15 protein-coding genes, 1 tRNA gene, 1 other RNA gene and 1 pseudogene are annotated in these 19,291 nt (G+C 65.5%); 7 read left to right on the top strand and 11 right to left on the bottom strand.

Translation table 11 applies throughout. From position 1 onward, the window contains the following. Both ACN0T5_RS18420 and ACN0T5_RS18415 read right to left on the bottom strand, forming a co-directional pair. On the bottom strand, positions 1-1,283 hold a 1,283-nt coding region (locus ACN0T5_RS18420; RefSeq protein ID WP_417770076.1), incomplete at its 3' end, for a chloride channel protein. A gap of 31 nt (positions 1,284-1,314) precedes the next feature. After that, the gene (locus tag ACN0T5_RS18415; protein WP_417770075.1) at positions 1,315-1,809 is read right to left on the bottom strand and encodes a thioesterase family protein; all 495 of its coding nucleotides are present in this window, start codon (positions 1,807-1,809) and stop codon (positions 1,315-1,317) included. A 196-nt stretch (positions 1,810-2,005) separates the two neighbouring features. On the opposite strand from ACN0T5_RS18415, the gene ACN0T5_RS18410 reads away from it, so the two are divergent. Next, positions 2,006-3,421: an FAD-binding oxidoreductase gene (locus ACN0T5_RS18410; protein WP_417770074.1), complete on the top strand. Its 1,416-nt coding sequence runs from the start codon at positions 2,006-2,008 to the stop codon at positions 3,419-3,421. 39 nt (positions 3,422-3,460) lie between these two features. Beyond that, complete coding sequence (locus ACN0T5_RS18405) at positions 3,461-7,426, top strand: AsmA family protein (protein ID WP_417770077.1); 3,966 nt, start codon at positions 3,461-3,463, stop codon at positions 7,424-7,426. A 78-nt stretch (positions 7,427-7,504) separates the two neighbouring features. Here ACN0T5_RS18405 and ACN0T5_RS18400 read toward each other — a convergent pair whose 3' ends face one another. From ACN0T5_RS18400 to ssrA, 4 genes are all read right to left on the bottom strand, one after another. Then, positions 7,505-7,759 (bottom strand): ribbon-helix-helix domain-containing protein, encoded by a 255-nt coding sequence (locus ACN0T5_RS18400; RefSeq protein ID WP_417770073.1) that lies wholly within the window; start codon positions 7,757-7,759, stop codon positions 7,505-7,507. Next, positions 7,756-8,034 (bottom strand): DUF4169 family protein, encoded by a 279-nt coding sequence (locus ACN0T5_RS18395; RefSeq protein WP_417770072.1) that lies wholly within the window; start codon positions 8,032-8,034, stop codon positions 7,756-7,758. Before ACN0T5_RS18395 ends, ACN0T5_RS18400 begins: the two co-directional genes overlap by 4 nt. A 29-nt stretch (positions 8,035-8,063) precedes the next feature. Beyond that, positions 8,064-8,660 (bottom strand): SspB family protein, encoded by a 597-nt coding sequence (locus ACN0T5_RS18390; RefSeq protein ID WP_417770071.1) that lies wholly within the window; start codon positions 8,658-8,660, stop codon positions 8,064-8,066. 207 nt (positions 8,661-8,867) lie between these two features. Next, positions 8,868-9,244, bottom strand: a transfer-messenger RNA (tmRNA) gene (gene ssrA, locus ACN0T5_RS18385). A gap of 117 nt (positions 9,245-9,361) precedes the next feature. On the opposite strand from ssrA, the gene ACN0T5_RS18380 reads away from it, so the two are divergent. Then, complete coding sequence (locus tag ACN0T5_RS18380; protein WP_417770070.1) at positions 9,362-9,850, top strand: YHS domain-containing (seleno)protein; 489 nt, start codon at positions 9,362-9,364, stop codon at positions 9,848-9,850. A gap of 118 nt (positions 9,851-9,968) precedes the next feature. Continuing rightward, positions 9,969-10,763 carry a thymidylate synthase gene (locus ACN0T5_RS18375; RefSeq protein WP_417770069.1) on the top strand — a complete coding sequence of 265 codons (795 nt, stop codon included), beginning with the start codon at positions 9,969-9,971 and terminating at the stop codon, positions 10,761-10,763. A gap of 12 nt (positions 10,764-10,775) precedes the next feature. Here ACN0T5_RS18375 and ACN0T5_RS18370 read toward each other — a convergent pair whose 3' ends face one another. From ACN0T5_RS18370 to ACN0T5_RS18360, 3 genes are all read right to left on the bottom strand, one after another. After that, positions 10,776-11,537: an ABC transporter permease gene (locus ACN0T5_RS18370; RefSeq protein ID WP_417770068.1), complete on the bottom strand. Its 762-nt coding sequence runs from the start codon at positions 11,535-11,537 to the stop codon at positions 10,776-10,778. Continuing rightward, positions 11,534-12,460 carry an ABC transporter ATP-binding protein gene (locus tag ACN0T5_RS18365; protein WP_417770067.1) on the bottom strand — a complete coding sequence of 309 codons (927 nt, stop codon included), beginning with the start codon at positions 12,458-12,460 and terminating at the stop codon, positions 11,534-11,536. The genes ACN0T5_RS18370 and ACN0T5_RS18365 overlap by 4 nt, the downstream gene beginning before the upstream one ends. A 295-nt stretch (positions 12,461-12,755) precedes the next feature. After that, positions 12,756-12,831: transfer RNA gene (locus tag ACN0T5_RS18360), tRNA-Lys, on the bottom strand. Between the two features lie 674 nt (positions 12,832-13,505). On the opposite strand from ACN0T5_RS18360, the gene ACN0T5_RS18355 reads away from it, so the two are divergent. From ACN0T5_RS18355 to ACN0T5_RS18345, 3 genes are all read left to right on the top strand, one after another. Then, positions 13,506-15,272, top strand: coding sequence for an acetolactate synthase 3 large subunit (locus ACN0T5_RS18355; RefSeq protein ID WP_417770066.1), 1,767 nt, complete (start codon positions 13,506-13,508; stop codon positions 15,270-15,272). A 21-nt stretch (positions 15,273-15,293) separates the two neighbouring features. Next, positions 15,294-15,866, top strand: coding sequence for an acetolactate synthase small subunit (gene ilvN, locus ACN0T5_RS18350; RefSeq protein ID WP_417770065.1), 573 nt, complete (start codon positions 15,294-15,296; stop codon positions 15,864-15,866). 483 nt (positions 15,867-16,349) lie between these two features. Next, entirely contained in the window at positions 16,350-17,897 is a 1,548-nt protein-coding gene (locus tag ACN0T5_RS18345; RefSeq protein WP_417770064.1) for a 2-isopropylmalate synthase, read from the top strand. A 98-nt stretch (positions 17,898-17,995) separates the two neighbouring features. Here ACN0T5_RS18345 and ACN0T5_RS18340 read toward each other — a convergent pair whose 3' ends face one another. Continuing rightward, on the bottom strand, positions 17,996-18,538 hold the full coding sequence (locus ACN0T5_RS18340) for a GNAT family N-acetyltransferase (protein WP_417770063.1): 543 nt from the start codon (positions 18,536-18,538) through the stop codon (positions 17,996-17,998). A 253-nt stretch (positions 18,539-18,791) separates the two neighbouring features. Next, positions 18,792-19,291, bottom strand: a pseudogene (locus ACN0T5_RS18335) (tRNA (adenosine(37)-N6)-dimethylallyltransferase MiaA); the annotation flags it as partial.

The raw sequence follows: 19,291 nt of genomic DNA, 5'->3' as shown, positions 1-19,291 counted from the left end.
CCGGTGGCGATCGAGACGGCGATCAAGAGGGCAATGGAGAGCGCATAACCGCCTGTGAGCTCGAAGACGATCATCGTCGTGGAGAAGGGGGCGCCGAGGACGGCGGCGGCCACCGCGCCCATGCCGAGGATGGCGTAGAGCCCGTGCGAGGAGGCGAGTTCGGGAAACACCGAGGCGGCGATCAGGCCGAAGGCACCGCCGGTCATCGCGCCGAGATAAAGGGCAGGGGAGAAGATGCCACCGCCGAAGCGCGAGGCCAGCGTGATCGAGGTCGCGGCCGTCTTGGCGACCAGGAGCACCAGCATCGTCGTCAGGGGCAGTTGCTGCCGCAGGGCGAGATCCGTCGCCTCGTAGCCGACGCCAAGCACTTCGGGAAAGGCAATGCCGATGGCGCCGACGGCAAGCCCGCCCACCACCGGGCGCAGCCAGAGCGGCATGGTGACATTGCGTGCCATCCAGTCCGTGCCGATCAGCGCGAACTGGAAGATGACGGCAACCGCCGCGCAGGTCAGCCCGAGCAGGGCGAAAGCCGGGATCTCCAGCGTCGACGTGATCTGGTAGTCGGGAATGATGAAGGCCGCGACGTCGCCGAACCAGGCGCGCGAGAGCAGCGTTCCGAGCACGGAAGCGATGACGATGGGGACGAAGGCGGTCATTGCGTAGTGACCGAGGATCACCTCGTGGGCGAAGAGAACCCCGGCAATCGGGGCGTTGAACGAGGCGGAGACGGCGCTGGCGACACCGCAGGCCAGCAGGATGCGGCGCGAGGCGTCGGGCAGGCGGAAGGTCTGGCAGATCGCCGTGCCGATGGTCGCGCCGAGATGCACGACCGGTCCCTCGCGACCGGCGCTGGCGCCGCAGCCGAGCGACACCGTGGTGATGAAGGCCGAGGAAATGCCCGACCAGAAGGGCAGGCCGCGCCCCCCTTGCGCGCGGGCCTCGATCACATCGGCGACACCGCCGGCGCGCTGCTTTGACTGCAGCCTCTCCAGATAGATGCCGACGAAAAGGCCGCCGGCGGCCGGGGCCAGCAGGATCACCCACCAGGGCACATGCGCGGCCGCCGTCACCACGGTCTCGGCCGTCGTGCCGAGCCAGGTCCACTGGATGATGCCGATGGCGAGGCGGAACAGGATCGCGGCGATGGCGGTCAGCAGGCCGATGACGATCGCCAGCCCCCAGACGAGCGGAAGCCGCGTCGTGCGGAACAGCCGCACATTGGGCTCGATCCAGCGCGCTGCAATTTCGGGCAGCCGCCGCAGCTGGTTGTAGAGGCCGGTCATCGCTGTCGCCGCGCTGTCGCCCGTTCCCGGGTCAGCGTCTGTTGATGGAAATGCTGCGACCGGCCCTTTCCGGGCGGCCGAGCACGGCATGGGCGTCCTTCATGTCCTGCAGGCGTTGCAGCACATCCTCGGGCCAGGGTGCGACCTTGCGTGCCTTGAGATCGACATGCAGTGAGACCTGCTCCGAGGTCGCCGACAGGAAGCCTTCGTCGGCGTGAAAGAGCTCTTGGTAGAGATGCGCCCGTTTCCCGTCAAAATCAACGAGTTGCACGGTTGCCCGGACGCGATCTCCCCCGTTCAGTTCACGCAGGTAGCACAGATGGGTCTCGGCGGTGAAAAAGGAGGCTTCGTTGCGGCGCGCATAGTCCGGACCAAGGCCCAGATGGATGAAGGCTTCGTCGAGACAGGTGTCGAAGAGAACATTGTAGTAGGCCATGTTGAGATGGCCGTTATAGTCGAGCCAATCAGCGCGAACGGTCTGGATCGAACCTTGAAACGGGGCATTGGCGTGTGCAGTCGAGGGCATGACGGGCTGGTCCGTGAATGCGGCATTCGGCCCGGCGCCGGAGCACCGTCCTTGAGGGCCGGAAGTCTTTGGCCGGGCTTGCCGTTTTTGCTAGTGTGCGGCAAGCCTAGTCCGAGACCGGCGGCGAACGCAAACACGGCAACCGGCTTCGGCCGGGCCGCCACCGCTCCGGCGGCCATATTTCGGGAGACAATTGATGAGCCTTGCAACGCTCCAGGCGCCAATAAACCGCAATGACAGCGGCATCGAGCTCGTAGTCAAGATACTTGCCCAGCGGTTCGGCGAGCGCTTCTCGGCTGCCGCGGCCGTGCGAGAGCAGCATGGCCACACAACCACATGGTTGCCGAATCAGGCGCCCGACGGGGTTGTCTTCGCGCATTCCACCGAAGAGGTGGCAACGGTTGTCGGCATTTGCGCCGAGCACCGCGTGCCCATCATCCCCTTCGGCACCGGCTCCTCGCTCGAGGGCCATGTCAACGCGCCGGCAGGCGGCATCTCGATCGACCTGTCGCAGATGAATTCCGTCATCAAGGTCAATGCCGAGGATCTCGATTGCGTCGTTCAGGCGGGGGTAACCCGCAAGCAGCTCAACGAATACCTGCGCGACACGGGCCTGTTCTTCCCCATTGATCCGGGCGCCGATGCAAGCCTTGGCGGCATGGCCGCGACGCGGGCCTCCGGCACCAATGCGGTGCGCTACGGCACCATGAAGGATGCGGTGCTGGCGCTGACGGCGGTGATGGCCGACGGGCGGGTCATCCATACGGGCGGACGGGCGCGCAAGTCGGCGGCCGGTTACGACCTGACCCGCCTGCTCGTGGGCTCCGAGGGGACCCTTGGCATCATCACCGAGGTGACGCTGCGCCTGCATGGCATTCCGGAGGCCGTGTCCGGCGGCGTCTGTCCTTTCCCTGATCTCGAGACGGCCTGCAACGCGGTGATCATGACGATCCAGTGCGGTCTTCCGGTGGCGCGTATCGAAGTGCTCGATTCGCACCAGATCCGGGCGAGCAACGCCTATTCCAAGCTGGAACTTGCCGAGACGCCGACATTGTTCCTCGAGTTTCACGGGACGCAGAACGGCGTTCGCGAGCAGAGCGAAATCTTCAGCGAGATCGCCCGCGAATGCGGCGGCGGCGACTTCGTCTGGGCGACCAAGGCGGAGGACCGGACGCGGCTGTGGGCCGCCAGGCACGATGCCTATTGGGCGGCGCTTGGCCTCAGGCCCGGCTGCAAGGGGGTTTCCACCGATGTCTGCGTGCCGATCTCGCGGCTTGCCGAATGCATCGGCGAGACCTATCGCGACATCGAGGAGCATGGCCTCCTGGCTCCCCTTGTCGGGCATGTGGGCGACGGCAATTTCCACGTCCTGGTGCTTGTCGACGTGGACAATCCCGAGGAAGTCGCCGTCACGGAAGCCTTCATCGAACGGTTGAACTGGCGTGCGATCGAGATGGGCGGAACCTGCACGGGCGAGCACGGTGTCGGTCAGGGAAAGATGAAGTATCTTGCGCGCGAGCACGGCGCCGGGCTCGATGTCATGGCGGCGATCAAGACCGCGCTCGATCCGGACAACATCCTCAACCCGGGCAAGATCGTGCGGATTGACTGAGAACGTCCGGGGCGGGGCCGGGGCCAATCTGGGAGAGAGATCCTGAACTCGATCTACATCACGATCGGCGTTGCCGTGATCGCGGTCCTTGTGGCGGCACTGGTCGGCCCGTTCCTGATCGACTGGACCGCCTATCGCACGACGTTCGAACGCTATGGCGAGCAGTTGCTGGGGCATCGGGTGGCCGTCATGGGCGAGGCGGAGATGCGACTCCTGCCGACGCCGACGCTCACCTTCTCCGACGTGCGCGTCGGCGAGCCGGAGGATCCCCTGCTCGCCGTGTCGCGTTTCGAGATGCGGATCGAGCTGCCGCCGCTGCTGAAGGGCGAAGTGCGGATCATCGACATGACGCTCGAGCGGCCGGCGCTGCGATTGTCGATCGACGAGGCCGGCCGGCTCGACTGGTTCACCGCGCGCGCGCGCAACGGGATGATTTCCGACGTCGATCCCGATCTCGTCATGCTCGAGCAGGCGAATATCCGTGACGGCAGCCTGACGGTGATCGACGCGCGCAATGGCCAGAGCCACAGGATCGACGACATCGACCTGGTGGTGGCGGCGCGGTCCATGCTCGGCCCCTACAAGCTCGACGGCATGGCGAGCTTCATGGGCGAACGCGCCACCCTGGTGCTCGCAACGGGGCGCGGCGATGCGCAGGGCAGTGTCCGGCTGCGCGCCGGCATCACACCCGTCTCGCTTCCTGTCGATCTGGTGATGGATGGCCGGCTGGCGCTGGCGGACGGCCGGCCGGGCTATGACGGCGACTTCACCTTTGTGTCGGTGACGCCGGCCGAACAGGCCGAGCGGGCATGGCGCAGCGAGGGCAAGTTCGCGCTGGATGTCGGCAAGCTTTCGCTGAGCGAGGCGACGCTCCGGTATGGTCCCGAAGACCGTCCGGTCGCGCTGAACGGCGGCCTCGACCTTACCCTTGCCGAACCCTACCGCTTCGATCTTGCGGCGACGGCCAAGCAGGTCGACCTTGACCGCATCTCGGGACGCGGACCGCAAGAGCCGCTGAGTGTCTCCGAAGCGGGCGACATGCTTCTCGGCGCGCTCCGGGCGCTGCCGCATCCGCCCATCGACGGGACGGTCGAGATTGCCGTTCCGGCTCTCGTATCCGGCGGCGGACTTGCACAGGACATTGCCCTGACGGCCGACAGGCTGGCCACGGGCTGGCGGTTGACGGAACTCTCGGGACGGCTCCCCGGTCGCACGGAGTTTCTTGCGCTCGGCGATCTCGGCTTGCAGCCCCGTGCGAGCTTCCGTGGCAGCTTCGCCGTTTCCGTCGCCCAGCCGGCCGTCTTCTCGGACTGGTGGCGCAAGGGAGCGGTGAGCGGTGTCGCAGCGACACCCTTTGCCATGGAAGCGCGCGTCGATGCCGGGCCTGACAGCGTCTCGCTCACCGACCTCCTTTTCGAGATCGGGCCGGATACCGGGCGCGGCGCGGTTTCATGGTCGAAGCCCGCGGACGGGCCGGCGCTCTTCACCGCCGATCTCGATGCCAAGCGGATCGACGGCGATCAGGCGCTGAAGCTCGCCCGGCTGTTCCTTGGCAGCGAGGGCGGGCTGGTTGAGGGGGTCTCCCGGGCGGGGACCCAGTTCGACCTGAAGCTGTTCTCCGAGGAAGTCGATTTCGGAACGTTTTCCGCGAACACGCTTTCGCTGCAGGCAACCTATCGCGACGATGCTCTGGTCATTGACGATGCGAGCATTGCCGACCTTTCCGGCGCACGGGTCTCGGCCAAGGGGCGCATCGATGCGCTGGCGACCGCTCCTGCGGGCGACCTCGACATCAGCATCGACGCGGACCGTGTCGACGGCGTTGCGGCCCTGCTTCTGGCGGTCGATCCCGAGAGCCGTGTCCTGCGGGAGTTCAGCGCACGTTCCGAGGCTTTCGCGCCGGCGCAGTTGCAGCTGTCCTTCAAAGGCGAGGCGACGGGAGCCGGAGCGAGTGCCGCGACCCGGGCCAGTGCGAGCATCCAGGGGCAGGCAGGCGGCACCAGCGTCGACGTCAACCTGGGGCTGGACGGGCGTCTCGATGCCTGGCGCTCGGCGTCCATCGACTTCGAGGCCGGCTTCGGAGCGTCCGACGGGACCGCGCTGCTGGCGCAGGCCGGCATTCCCGTGCTGCCGGTCGCGGCCGTTGGCGAGGCGCGGATCGAGCTTGGCGGGGCGGGCATTCCCGAGGACGGGCTCGAGGGGCATGCCCGCATCTATCTCGGGGAGGCGTCGCTGAGCGCGACCGGCTCGCTGTCGCTGTCAGGCAGGGACGGGGCGGAGTATTCCGCCGATGTCGTGGCGAAGGCGCCGGACCTTCTGCCCTTCACGCTCTTGACCGGACGGCTGCCTTCTCTCTCCGCATCGTCCGGGGCGCTCGACCTGGTTGCGGGACTGGAGGGCAAGGGCGATGCCTTCCAACTGGCCGGGCTTTCGGGCAGCATCGCGGGAACGCGGATCGATGGCGACCTGCAGGTCGACCTGCGGCGGGCGCTCGCGAGCCTCGACCCGCGCCTGCGCGGTTCGGTGAGCCTGTCGCATCTCGACCTCGCCGAACTCGGCGATCTCGTTCTGGGCGCGGACCAGCTTTCGGCGATGGCGGACGGCTCCTGGTCGACGGCCGCCTTCGGCCCGCCGATCCTGTCGGGCATCGACCTTTCGCTCGATTTCGCGGCGCGCAGGATGAGCCTTGCCCCCGCACCCGATGCAAGTGACGTCAAGGGGCGGATCGGCTTCAAGGATGGCACGATGTCGATGGAGATCTCGCAAGCCGGATTTGCCGGCGGCGATCTCACCGGCACCTACTCGCTGAAACGGACGGAGGGGCAGGCGAACCTTGCCGCATCGATGCGCATCAGCGACGCGGAATTGGGGGAACTCGTGTGGGAGCGCGCCGCCCGCCCCGTCGCGACTGGACGCATAGCGCTCAATCTGGACTTCGAGGGGACGGGTCGCTCGATCGCCGGCATCGTCTCCGGTCTTTCCGGCGGCGGCACGATGCGGGTCGAGAACGGCGAGATCCGCGGTCTCAACCCGGATGCCTTCGCGCTGGTGATCCGGGCCGTCGATGCGGGGCTCGACCTCGATGACGAGGCGATCCGGGAGGCGTTTTCGAGCCATCTCGATGCGGGCCGGTTGCCGTTCGCGGCGCTTGAGGCGAATGCCTCGATCGCCGGCGGTGTCGTCAGGGTCAGCAACGCACGCGTCGACAATGCCGACATGACCCTGTTCGGCAATGCGCAGGTCGATCTGGAGAAGCTGGCCCTGCAAAGCGATTTCTCGCTCAAGGTGGACCCGGGCGAAGAGGCGGTCACGGGCGCGGAGGCTCAGGTCGGGCTGGTGTTTTCCGGTGCGCTCGAGGATCCCGGCCGGAGCATCGATATCGCGCCCTTCACCGCGTTCCTGACGCTGCGTGCCTTCGAGGAGGAAGTGCGACGGGTCGAGGAACTGCAGGCGGAGATCACCGAACGCGACCGGTTGATGCGCGAAATGCGGCGGATGCGCGAAGAGCAGCGCCGCAAGGAGCGCCAGGAAACGCTGGAGGAGCAACGCCAGAGGGAAGATGCCGCGCGTGCGGCGGAGGATGCCCGCAAGGCCGAGCAGGCGGCCCGTGAGCAGGCGGCCCGTGAGCAGGCGGCGAAGGAGCAGGCGGCAAGGGAGAAGGCCGCCGCGGAAAAAGCGGCCCGTGAGGCCGCTGCACGGGCCGAAGCGGCACGGGCAGAGGCTGAACGGGCAGAGGCTGAACGGGCAGAGGCTGAACGGGCGGAGGCGGAGCGGGCCAGGGCCGCGCAGCAACGCAACGCACGCAGCCGGTCCGGCGGGGATGCGGCCGAACGACCCGTCGGGGAGGTGCCGCCGGCGCCCTTTGGCGACCAGATAAGGCGTGCCCTGGAAGATCTCGACACGCGCGGCACCCTGACACCGCAGGAGCAGTCGACCGGCAAGCCCTTGCAATTGCTGCCGCCGCTCGATCCTCCGGTCTTTATCGGCGTCACGCCGGATCGGTAGACGTTTCGCCCGGGCGGACGCATGGAGCGGTCTTACGCGAGAGACATACGTTCACGTCATGTGCGCACTGACGTCGGTTCACGGAGCGTTCGAGTTTTCCGAAAAGGCCGGCTTGCGGCAATAGGCGAGCGCGGCGACGCGCAGCGCCGACGACAGCGAGGCCGGCAATTCGACCTGGTCATGGCCGCGGGCATCGTCGATGCGCACCACAAGCGCGGGCACGGTGAGGCCTGCATCCTCTGCCATTTCCTCGATCACCTCCCAGAACTCCGGCTCAAGCGCCAGGCTGGTGCGGTGCCCGTGCAGGGTCAGGGAGCGTTTGACAAGCGTCACGACCGGCCGGGTCCGTCGGTCTTGCCAGTGTGGTTTGCCGTCGTGCCGCCTGCCGTGTCGTCCGCCGTGCCGTCTCCGCGCGGCGGGTCGGCCTGTGGAAGCTCGCGCTTGTGGGCGTCGACATGGGCGGCGGATTTTTCCGCCTTTGTCCGGGTGAGGGTCTTTTCGGCCTTGCTCCGGCCGAACTGCACGCGGTTTTCCGCCGCGCGGGTTTCCTTCTCGCGGCGCGCGCGCGCCTTGCGGGCCTGTCTCAGATTGACGATGTCACCCGTCATCACAGCCTCCGGCGCATGTGTGCAGAGGGTCAGGTCTTCTTTCGGAAGGAATCCAGCGAAACCACGTCGGCCCCTGCGTTTCCGTCCTTGGCCGCGTCTTCGCCGTCCTGCGTCGCGTCCGGGGACTGGTCGTCCGACTTGGGCGCGGGGCGCTTGGCAGCCGGCTGCTTGGTGTCGCTCGTGGCCTGCTCGACCTCGGCAAGGGTCGTCGCGGCGCGCTCCTGATCGCGGGCCGCATCGACCAGTTCCTCGGGAAGCTCCTCGGCCGTCTTGCCGGGCTCGAACTCGAGCGCGAACTGGACGGACGGGTCGAAGAACCCCTTGATGGAGGAGAAAGGCACGAAGAGCTTTTCCGGAATGCCGCCGAAGGACAGGCCAACCTCGAAGGCGTGGTCGGTGACCACGAGGTCCCAGAACTGGTGCTGCAGCACCACCGTCATTTCCTTGGGGTAGCGCTCGTGCAGCCGTGAGGAGATACGCACGCCCGGCGCATTCGTGTCGAAGGCAATGTAGAAATGATGCTCACCGGGCAGGCCGATCCGGCCCACTTCGGTCAGAATCTTGCGGACAGCGCCGCGCAGCGCATCCTGGATGACGATATCGTAGCGGATCAGGTCTTCGGCCATCGCTTGCAACAAACAGTGTGAGTCGGATTACGCCCAACATGGCGCGCGGAAGGCGAATTGGAAAGCGCCGATCGCACCTGTCTCGGGCTTTCACCCCATCCTGTTGCGCTCTGCCGCTCATTGTGGCGGATTTTTGCGGCCTTCGCCATGCCGAAGCGACAGGGCCCGGGCCGATCGGGCATGTGGAACAGTGGTTCTGGCGGCTGAAGTGGAGGCTTCTGTTGCCAGGTGCCTCCGAACCCCGCCTGAAGGTGCTACCCCACAGGGCTTAAAGGACTACCGGCACCGCATTACGCGGCGACAGCGTTGTCCATAGCATAGTTGTCATTTGCAACTATTGAGACGGCCCGATAACGGCGGAACCATGCCGAGCAAAAGAACGACCTTTACACCCTCGTCGATCCTATTTCGCCCCCGCCGAAACCCGCCAAACCGCAGTTTCCTGCGTGAACTGGCGGGCTTGGGTGGAGGCGCCGGGTACCGCCCCCGGGTCCGATAGGCTTATTCCGAAGTCCGTTTATCGCCATAGCCGGCTTGCACCGGCACCCATGAATATAGGCGCTCCATGCCCCGGTGAAAAGGGGCAAGCCGCAGGGCGAAGGAGAATGCCCGGTCGCAGGCTTGTGAGACGACGTCATTGGCGCATGCGGCCGGCTTGCCGCTACAACTGTTGCAAGATCCATTCACGCGGAGAGAGTATCATGACCACTGCAACGCGCAGAAAGGTTCTCGTTGCCGCCCTCGGCCTGTCGCTTGTCGCCGGCGGGGCGAGTGCCGGCTGGTTCGGGCTCGGAGGCAGCGACGACACGGGGCGTGTCTTCACCGGCATTGTCGAGGGCGTTGCCGTCGGCGGTTACGATCCGGTCGCCTATTTCACCGAAAGGAAGCCGGTCAAGGGATCGCCGCAGATCACCGCGACCCATGCCGGGGCCGAGTGGCGCTTCGCCAGCGAGGCCAACCGGGAGGCGTTCCTTGCCGAGCCGGCGAAATACGCGCCCGCCTATGGCGGCTATTGTTCCTGGGCGGTGGCCGAGGGCAAGCTCGCCAAGGGGGACCCGCAGAACTGGGACATCGTCGATGGCCGGCTCTACCTGAACTACAATGACGACATCCAGGCGAAGTGGCGCGCCGACGTGCCCGGCTTCATCTCCAGGGCGGAGAAGACATGGCCGGGGCTCAGCGCCAAGTGAGGGCGTTCCCCGCCGCCTTCGGCTGAATAGCGGGCGAAACCGCGCGGCGCGGCTTGCCCGCGCGGCGCTTGCGGGCGACGATGGGGCCCATGAGAATCGGCAAGCGGACGGCCACGGCGTGCGGCAATATCACGACTTGATGCAACGCATCCTCGACGAGGGTGCGAAGAAGACCGACAGGACGGGAACGGGAACGCTCTCCGTCTTCGGCCATCAGATGCGTTTCGACCTTGCCGACGGCTTTCCGATGGTGACGACGAAGAAGCTGCACCTGAAGTCCATCGTGCACGAGCTTCTGTGGTTCCTCGCCGGCGACACGAACATCCGCTATCTCAAGGAAAACGGTGTCCGCATCTGGGACGAATGGGCCGACGAGAATGGCGATCTGGGGCCGGTCTACGGCTATCAGTGGCGTTCATGGCCGGCGCCCGATGGCACGGCGGTCGACCAGATATCGAACCTTGTCGCGCAAATCCGCCGCAACCCCGACAGCCGCCGGCTGATCGTCTCGGCCTGGAACCCGGCGCTGGTCGACGAAATGGCGCTGCCGCCCTGCCATGCGCTTTTCCAGTTCTATGTCGCCGACGGGCGGCTTTCCTGCCAGCTCTACCAGCGGTCCGCCGACGTCTTCCTCGGCGTGCCCTTCAACATCGCGTCCTATGCGCTGCTGACGATGATGGTGGCGCAGGTGACGGGGTACGAGCCGGGCGAGTTCATTCACAGCTTCGGGGACGCGCATCTTTATCTCAATCACCTGGAGCAGGCGAAAGAGCAGCTTGCGCGCGCCCCCCGGGCGCTGCCGACGATGCGGATCAATCCTGATGTGAAGGACCTTTTCGCCTTCCGCTTCGAGGATTTCGAGCTGGCCGGCTACGACCCGCACCCTCATATCAAGGCGCGGGTCGCAGTGTGAGGCGCTGCCGGCTCACGCCTTCAGGCGATAGCCGGTCCTGAAGATCCAGGCGATCACCGCCAGGCAGGCGAACAGGAACACGAATGTCATGGCGAGGCTGATCTCGACCCCGACATCGGCCTGTCCGTAGAAGCTCCAGCGGAACCCGCTGATCAGGTAGACGACCGGGTTGAACAGCGTCACCGTCTGCCAGAACGGCGGCAGCATCGAGATCGAGTAGAAGCTGCCGCCCAGGAAGGCGAGCGGCGTGATGATCAGCAGCGGCACGAATTGCAGCTTCTCGAAATTGTCGGCCCAGATGCCGAGGATGAAGCCGAGCAGCGAGAAGGTGATCGCCGTCAGGACCAGGAACAGCATCATCCAGGCCGGGTGCTGGATTTCCAGCGGCACGAACAGCCCGGCCGTTGCGAGGATGATCAGGCCGACGATGATCGCCTTGGTGGCGGCCGCGCCGACATAGGCGATGACGATCTCCAGATAGGAGACCGGTGCCGACAGCACCTCGTAGATCGTGCCGGTGAAGCGCGGGAAGTAGATGCCGAAGGAGGCGTTGGAGACGCTCTGCGTCAAGAGCGACAGCATGATCAGCCCCGGCACGATGAAGGCGCCGTAGCTGACGCCGTCCACCTCCGAGATGCGCGAACCGATGGCGGCGCCGAAGACGATGAAATAGAGCGATGTGGAAAGAACCGGCGAGACGATGGACTGGAAGATCGTGCGGCCCGTGCGGGCCATCTCGAACCGGTAGATCGCCTTGATGGCATGGATGTTCATGACGGCGTCCTGACCAGGTTGACGAAGATTTCCTCAAGCGAGCTTTGGCGGGTCTGCAGGTCGCGGAAGCGGATGCCGGCCGTGTTGAGATCCTGCAGCAGCGCCGTGATGCCGGTGCGTTCGCCCTGTGTGTCATAGGTGTAGACGAGTTCGCTGCCGTCGCCGGAAAGCTCGAGATTGTGGGTGGCAAGCGCACCAGGGATCGCGTCGAGCGGGTCGGCGAGGTGCAGCGTGAGCTGCTTGCGGCCGAGCTTGCGCATCAGTTCCGCCTTGTTCTCGACGAGCACGATCTCGCCCTTGTTGATGACGCCGACCCGGTCGGCCATCTCCTCCGCCTCCTCGATGTAATGGGTGGTGAGGATGATGGTGACGCCCGTGTCGCGCAGTTCGCGGATCACCCGCCACATGTCGCGGCGCAGCTCGACATCGACGCCCGCCGTCGGTTCGTCGAGGAAGAGGACGCGCGGCTCGTGCGCCAGCGCCTTGGCGATCAGCACGCGCCGCTTCATGCCGCCGGACAGCGTCATCAGCTTGCTGTCCTTCTTGTCCCACAGGGACAGGTCGCGCAGCACCTTCTCGACGATTGCCGGCGCTTTCGGCTTGCCGAAGAGCCCGCGGCTGAAGGAAACCGTCGCCCAGACCGTCTCGAAGGCGTCCGTGGTCAGTTCCTGCGGCACGAGGCCGATCAGGGAGCGGGCGGCGCGGAAGTCGCGGACGATGTCATGGCCGTCGACCGTGACCGAGCCGCCGGTGCCGTTGACGATGCCACAAATGATGCTGATGAGCGTCGTCTTGCCGGCGCCATTGGGGCCGAGAAGGGCGAAAACCTCGCCTTTCTCGATGTCGAGCGACACGGATTTCAGGGCCTGAAAGCCGGTGTCATAGGTCTTGGAAAGACCGGAAATCGATAGAATGGGTGCCATGGAATGCCCGGATGGGAAGGCGGGCGGACGAGACGATGCGTCGCACCGATGGCCGCGTCGGCCCGGCAATGGGATAGGGTTCCCGCAGCATATAGGGATGCAACGGGGCTGCAACCAAGCTTTGTGGACGAAAAAAGTTCATCCCGCGTCTGACCAGGAATGGCGCCGGCGGCAAGGGCGAGGCGGACCTGTGAATTCGTACGAAATTCGCAGGCAGTCGCAAATTCGCCATCCGTTCACGTTTCACGGCGGCCGCCTTGCGGCGAATTCTTTTTTGTTTTCAACGGGAAGGAAGTGGTGGGTGCACGGGGATTCGAACCCAGGACCGGCTGATTAAGAGTCAGCTGCTCTACCAACTGAGCTATACACCCACTGGCCGTTTCGGCCTGAGGAGGTTTCTGTCCGGACCTGGCCGGCTTCAAAACATCCTCGCGGCGGGGAGCGAGATGCGCCCGCCGTCGTGAGCGGGTATATACAAAGGCGGTCTCGTGCATGCAAGGGATTTTCGCATCGCATGTGCCTGCCTGTGATTTTGGCGCCCCTGGCTGGGGATATCTTCAAGCGGCGAAACAGCGGGGCGGCGCCGGCGCGGTCGCCGTTCCTTTCGGGTCTTGCAAGATTCGGCAAGCCTTGCGGGGGTCGCGCGAAATTTCCTGACATTGCGCTTGACCGTCGACCGACCCCCGTCTAGTTTGCGCGGCGACCCGATCATGTGGTGTTGGCGACCTAGTCGCGTGCATGGCGTGTCGGAGATCCGCCGGGTTTCTTCCCAGAAGGGGCCGGCGGAGATGCAGAAGACAGGACGGACGGAACTGAAGTGACCAAGAGCATCGGACTCATTCTTGTATGTGGGGCGCGCGCGGCCGGGACGAGGTAACACTCGCTTTCCCAGACAGCTCAGCGCGCGCAAGGCCTCCTCGGAGGCCTTTTTTATTGCCTGCACGACAGGAAGACGATGCCCTGCGGGTTGCGGGGCCAACCGCGATGGCGAACGGATTGATGTAATGTTGATGCAGGACGACTGCGGCAATCGAGGACAGGAACGATGAAGCGCGAGATGACCGGCGCCGAAATGGTGCTCCAGGCACTCAGGGACCAGGGGGTCAAGCATGTGTTCGGGTATCCGGGCGGTGCCGTGCTTCCGATTTATGACGAGATCATCCAGCAGGACGACATCAACCATATCCTGGTGCGTCACGAGCAGGGGGCGGGACATGCGGCCGAGGGCTATGCGCGCTCCACCGGCAAGCCCGGCGTCGTTCTGGTCACCTCCGGCCCCGGCGCGACCAACATGGTCACCGCGCTGACCGACGCGATGCTCGATTCCATTCCGCTCGTGTGCATCACCGGCCAGGTGCCGACCCATCTCATCGGCAACGATGCCTTCCAGGAGTGCGACACGGTCGGCATCACCCGCCCCTGCACCAAGCACAACTGGCTGGTCAAGCGGATCGAGGACCTGCCGCGCATCCTGCACGAGGCCTTCTACGTGGCGACCGCCGGTCGTCCGGGGCCCGTCGTCGTCGACATTCCGAAGGACATCCAGTTCGCCACCGGCACCTACGAGCCGCCCAAGAACATCGCCCACAAGAGCTACCGGCCGCGCGTCAAGGGCGACATGGATGCGATTCGCCACGCGATCGAGCTGATCTCCCGGGCGAAGAAGCCGATCCTCTACACCGGCGGCGGCGTCATCAATTCCGGCCCGGCCGCCTGCCAGCTGCTGCGCGAGTTCGCGCAGATCACCGGCATTCCGGTGACGTCGACCCTGATGGGGCTGGGTGCCTATCCGGCCTCGGGCGACAATTGGCTCGGCATGCTCGGCATGCACGGCACCTATGAAGCCAACATGGCGATGCATGATTGCGACGTCATGGTGAATATCGGCGCCCGTTTTGACGACCGCATCACCGGCCGGCTCGATGCCTTCGCGCCCAACTCGCTGAAGGTCCATATCGATATCGATCCGTCCTCGATCAACAAGACGGTGAAGGTCGACATTCCGATCGTCGGCGATGTCGGCCACGTCCTGGAGGACATGGTCCGGCTCTGGCGCACGGGCTCGCACGGGCTGAATGCCGGCGCGTTGAAGGGATGGTGGGAGCAGATCGATCGCTGGCGGTCGCGCAACTCGCTCGCCTACCGCCCGTCCGAAGACGTCATCATGCCGCAATACGCCATCCAGCGCCTCTACGAGCTGACAAAGGACCGCGAGACCTATGTCTCGACCGAAGTCGGCCAGCACCAGATGTGGGCGGCGCAGTTCTACGGGTTCGAGGCGCCGAACCGCTGGCTCACGTCCGGCGGCCTCGGCACCATGGGCTACGGCCTGCCGGCCGCGATCGGGGCCCAGGTCGCCCATCCGGATGCGCTGTGCATCGACATTGCGGGCGATGCCTCGATCCTGATGAACATCCAGGAGATGTCGACCGCCGTCCAGTTCGGGCTGCCGGTCAAGGTGTTCATCCTCAACAACCAGTACATGGGCATGGTGCGCCAGTGGCAGCAGCTGCTGCATGGCAACCGCCTGTCCAACTCCTACATGGACAGCCTGCCCGACTTCGTGAAGCTGGCCGAGGCCTATGGCGGCCACGGCATTCGCGTCGACAAGCCGAAGGATCTCGATGGCGCCATCAAGGAGATGATCGCCTCGCCCAAGCCGGTGATCTTCGACTGCCGGGTGGCGAGCCTTGCCAACTGTTTCCCGATGATCCCCTCGGGCAAGGCGCATAACGAGATGCTGCTGCCGGACGAGGCGAATGACGAGGCGGTGGCGAACGCCATTTCGAGCGAAGGCAAGGCGCTGGTTTGACGGCGGACAGGGGATAAAGAGATGAACGCACAGAACCTCAATGCGCCGTCCGCCTATTTCATGGCGGACATAGAGCAGCCGCCCGAGAGCCACACGCTTTCGGTGCTGGTCGACAACGAGCCGGGCGTGCTTGCCCGGGTGATCGGCCTGTTCTCCGGGCGCGGCTACAACATCGACAGCCTCACCGTCTCGGAGACCGAGCACGAGAAGCACCTGTCGCGGATCACCATCGTCACCACCGGCACGCCGATGGTGATCGAGCAGATCCATCACCAGCTCGACCGGCTGGTGCCGGTGCACAGGGTGACCAATCTCACGGTCGACGCGCGCCGCCGCAACTTCGAAAAGCCGCTGGAGCGGGAACTGGCGCTGATCAAGGTGGCCGGCGTCGGCGAGAAGCGGCTGGAGGCGCTCCGTCTGGCGGATGCCTTCCGCGCCACGGTGATCGATGCGACGGCGGAGCATTTCGTCTTCGAGATCACCGGACGCACCAACAAGGTGGAGCAGTTCATCGCGATCCTGAAGCCGCTCGGCCTTGTCGAGGTGTCGCGCTCCGGCGTCGCCGCCCTGCAGCGCGGCCCGGACGGGTTCTGAGGGCGCATTCCGGTCTCCAGGCCCGGTTGGCCGAGTACCCGGTTGTCCAAGTACCCGGTTGTCCAAGTGCCCGATTGCCCAAGTGCCCGATTGCCCAAGTGTCTTGCAACGACGCGGGCAATCGGGTACGTGCTTGGGGTGTTAACGATTTGATCAGGAACCTGCCTGCAGACTTGGCGCAGGTTTTTGAACCACCGGCCCTTCCGCGACAGGACGGGCCTGACGCAAGGAACTGGACGACCCGATGATCGCCGCTGGCACACATGCCGCTTTTGCGATCGACGTGCGCGCTGCGCGCGGCGGGCTCCTGCGTCGCGGTGGCCTCCTTCTCCTTATTTGCCCCTGAGCACCGACTGCCTCCCTGGCAAACGGAGGCGGGCGCTCAGGGGATCAAGACCTTCACCAGCACCATCATTGTTTTTCGGCCCGTGCGATCCGTGAGATGCGCGGCGACGGGCCCGACCTGAAAAGGGAACCGGTTCCATGTCTGGCCAGGACCAAGTCTTCATCTTCGACACCACCTTGCGCGACGGCGAGCAGTCGCCCGGCGCCTCCATGACCCTGGAGGAGAAGCTGCAAGTTGCCGAGATCCTCGACGAAATGGGTGTCGACATCATCGAGGCAGGCTTTCCGATCGCCTCCAACGGCGATTTCGAGGCGGTGTCGGAGATCGCAAGGCAGACCAAGCGGTCGGTGATCGCCGGGCTTGCGCGCGCCATCCATGCCGATATCGACAGGGCGGGCGAAGCGATCCGTCATGCCGAGCGCGGCCGCATCCATACCTTCGTCTCGACCTCGCCGATCCATCTGGAGCACCAGATGAAGAAGACCGAGGCGCAGGTGCTCGACATCATCACCGACACGGTGACGCGCGCCCGCAACCTCATCGACGATGTCGAATGGTCGGCGATGGACGCGACCCGCACGCCGATCGAATATCTGTGCCGCTGCGTGGAGGCCGCGATCCGCGCCGGTGCCACCACGATCAACCTGCCGGACACGGTCGGTTATGCGACGCCGGACGAATACAAGTCGATGTTCGAGCAGATCCGCGCGCGGGTGCCGGACGCGGACAAGGCGATCTTCTCGGTTCACTGCCACAATGACCTGGGGCTCGCCGTCGCCAACTCGCTGGCGGGCGTTGCCGGCGGCGCGCGGCAGATCGAATGCACGATCAACGGACTTGGCGAGCGTGCCGGCAATGCCGCTCTGGAGGAGATCGTCATGGCGGTGCGCACGCGCGCCGACGTGCTGCCCTATGCCTGCTCCGTCGAGCCGCGGTTCCTGACGCGGGCCTCCAAGCTCGTATCGGCGGTTTCCGGCTTCCCCGTCCAGTACAACAAGGCCATCGTCGGCAAGAACGCTTTCGCCCACGAGAGCGGCATCCATCAGGACGGCATGCTGAAGAATGCCGAGACCTACGAGATCATGCGTCCCGAGGATGTCGGCGTGAAGGCCACGTCGCTGGTGATGGGCAAGCATTCCGGCCGTCACGCCTTCCGCCAGAAGCTGGAAGAACTGGGCTACGAGATCGGCGACAATGCCTTCGAGGAGGCGTTCCGCCGCTTCAAGGACCTCGCCGACCGCAAGAAGCATGTCTATGACGAGGACATCGAGGCGCTGGTCGAGAACGAGATCGCGACCCAGGGCGAGCAGATCAAGGTCATCGCCCTCACCGTCATCGCCGGCACCGGCGCCAATGGCAAGGCGATCCTGACGCTGGATGTCAACGGCCGCCACGAGACCCGCGAATGCACCGGCGACGGCCCGATCGACGCGACCTTCAACGCGATCAAGGAAATCGTGCCGCATGACGCCAAGCTCTCGCTCTATCAGGTGCATGCGGTGACGGAAGGCACGGACGCGCAGGCGGAGGTTTCCGTGCGTCTCGAGGCGAACGGCCGCATGGCCACCGGCAAGGGTGCCGATACGGACACGCTGGTCGCCTCGGCCCGTGCCTATATCTCGGCGTTGAACAAGCTGCTCGCCCGCCAGAACCGCCCGGACCACCAGGAACTGCGGGCCGTGTGATCCGGCACGACACAGGCGACCTGCTGAAGTGAAAAAGCCCCCGGCGGAGCGATCCGCCGGGGGCTTTTTCTGTCCCGGGAGGGGGAGGTGAGCGTTGCTCAGGCGCTGGCGCGGGCGTAGCGGGCAAGCGCCGGGGAAAGCACCTGCAGGCAGTCGAAAGCGTTGTCGTCGATCACGGTGCGCTGGCGCAGGGTGAAGCCGATGCCTTCCACCATCCGCCGGGCCGGATCGTTTCCGGCGGCAACGAAGGCGATCAGGTGGGTGAAATAGGTGTTCTCGAAGAACCAGGCGACCAGTGCGGCGGCCAGTTCCGAGGCGTAGCCCTGGCGCCAATAGGCCGGCTTCAGGCAGATGCTGAGCGCGACTTCGGAGGTCTCCGGATAGACGGAAAACCCGGCGCGGCCGGCGAAGGTGCCATCGGCGAGCGTCGCCTTCCACTGACTGAAGCCACGATGCTCCTGGCCCTGGACATAGTCGTCCAGGTGCCGGGCGGCGTCTTCGCGGGTTTCGATGATTTCATGCGAGGCGAGGAACCGGTTGACGCTCTCCTCCCGGTGCAAGGCAAGGAGATCGCCTGCATCCGCCACGTCGAACGCGGTAAGCCGCATCCGCGGCGTCGCGAGTATCGTTCTGTCGGCCATGCTCTTTCCTCCGGTCCGTTTCCGGCGTCTCGCCGGCGCGGGTGCCGTCAAGACATGTCTGGTGGGAGCAAGGCATCTGGCCCGCCCTCCGGACAGTCTTCCGGTGGTCAGGCCGCTGGCCTGCCACTGGCAATTCTTCTTGAACCCGTGCCTGCACCGATTCGCGCCGTAGCGGTAGCGATGACAGCCACTTCCTACCGCCAGTTTATGCGCAAAACATGGCGTTGCAATCACTGGCTGTATTGCCGATGATCTAAAATGCAGCGGCTTTCCAGGCAGTGGAATCGCTTGGATCGAGGCGTGGCCAGTCGCTGAGCTGTCCACGAAAGAAGGTTTCCTGCCGTTTCGCGTAGCGGCGCGTTTCCGTCGTCGCCCGCTCGATCGCATGGGCGAGGCATTCGGCCGTACCGTCAAGATTGCCGAGTTCGCGCAGGCCGATTGCCTTCATCACCGGAAGGGCCGGATCCAGGTTGCGGGCCAGAAGACGTTCCGCTTCGCCAATGGCGCCTTGCGCGACCATGGCGGAAAACCGCTCGGCGATACGGGCGTGCAGCCAGGGGCGGGGAGGGGCAAGAACGAGACGCCTGGCGGTGGGGCCGACGAGGCTGTCTCCCGTTTCCTGTTGCCATTCATGGAGCGAGCGCCCGGTCGCCTCCATGACCTTCAGCGCACGGGCGATGGGCTGCGTGTCGCCCGCCTCGAGCCGGGCCGCCAGCCCCGGGCCGAGCGGGGCGCGCCTCGGGCGGCGGGCGC

The organism is Stappia sp., from assembly GCF_048261845.1.
Lineage (GTDB): Bacteria > Pseudomonadota > Alphaproteobacteria > Rhizobiales > Stappiaceae > Stappia.
The sequence above is the reverse complement of the archived record's forward strand: the minus strand, read 5'-3'. Positions and strand labels throughout refer to the sequence as shown.

Coding starts and splice junctions, on each gene's coding strand:
- ACN0T5_RS18415 (WP_417770075.1), bottom strand. CDS start 1,809: ATGCCCTCGACTGCACACGCCAATGCCCCGTTTCAAGGTTCGATCCAG.
- ACN0T5_RS18410 (WP_417770074.1), top strand. CDS start 2,006: ATGAGCCTTGCAACGCTCCAGGCGCCAATAAACCGCAATGACAGCGGC.
- ACN0T5_RS18395 (WP_417770072.1), bottom strand. CDS start 8,034: ATGACGGGTGACATCGTCAATCTGAGACAGGCCCGCAAGGCGCGCGCG.
- ACN0T5_RS18390 (WP_417770071.1), bottom strand. CDS start 8,660: ATGGCCGAAGACCTGATCCGCTACGATATCGTCATCCAGGATGCGCTG.
- ACN0T5_RS18380 (WP_417770070.1), top strand. CDS start 9,362: ATGACCACTGCAACGCGCAGAAAGGTTCTCGTTGCCGCCCTCGGCCTG.
- ACN0T5_RS18370 (WP_417770068.1), bottom strand. CDS start 11,537: ATGAACATCCATGCCATCAAGGCGATCTACCGGTTCGAGATGGCCCGC.
- ACN0T5_RS18365 (WP_417770067.1), bottom strand. CDS start 12,460: ATGGCACCCATTCTATCGATTTCCGGTCTTTCCAAGACCTATGACACC.
- ACN0T5_RS18355 (WP_417770066.1), top strand. CDS start 13,506: ATGAAGCGCGAGATGACCGGCGCCGAAATGGTGCTCCAGGCACTCAGG.
- ilvN (WP_417770065.1), top strand. CDS start 15,294: ATGAACGCACAGAACCTCAATGCGCCGTCCGCCTATTTCATGGCGGAC.
- ACN0T5_RS18345 (WP_417770064.1), top strand. CDS start 16,350: ATGTCTGGCCAGGACCAAGTCTTCATCTTCGACACCACCTTGCGCGAC.
- ACN0T5_RS18340 (WP_417770063.1), bottom strand. CDS start 18,538: ATGGCCGACAGAACGATACTCGCGACGCCGCGGATGCGGCTTACCGCG.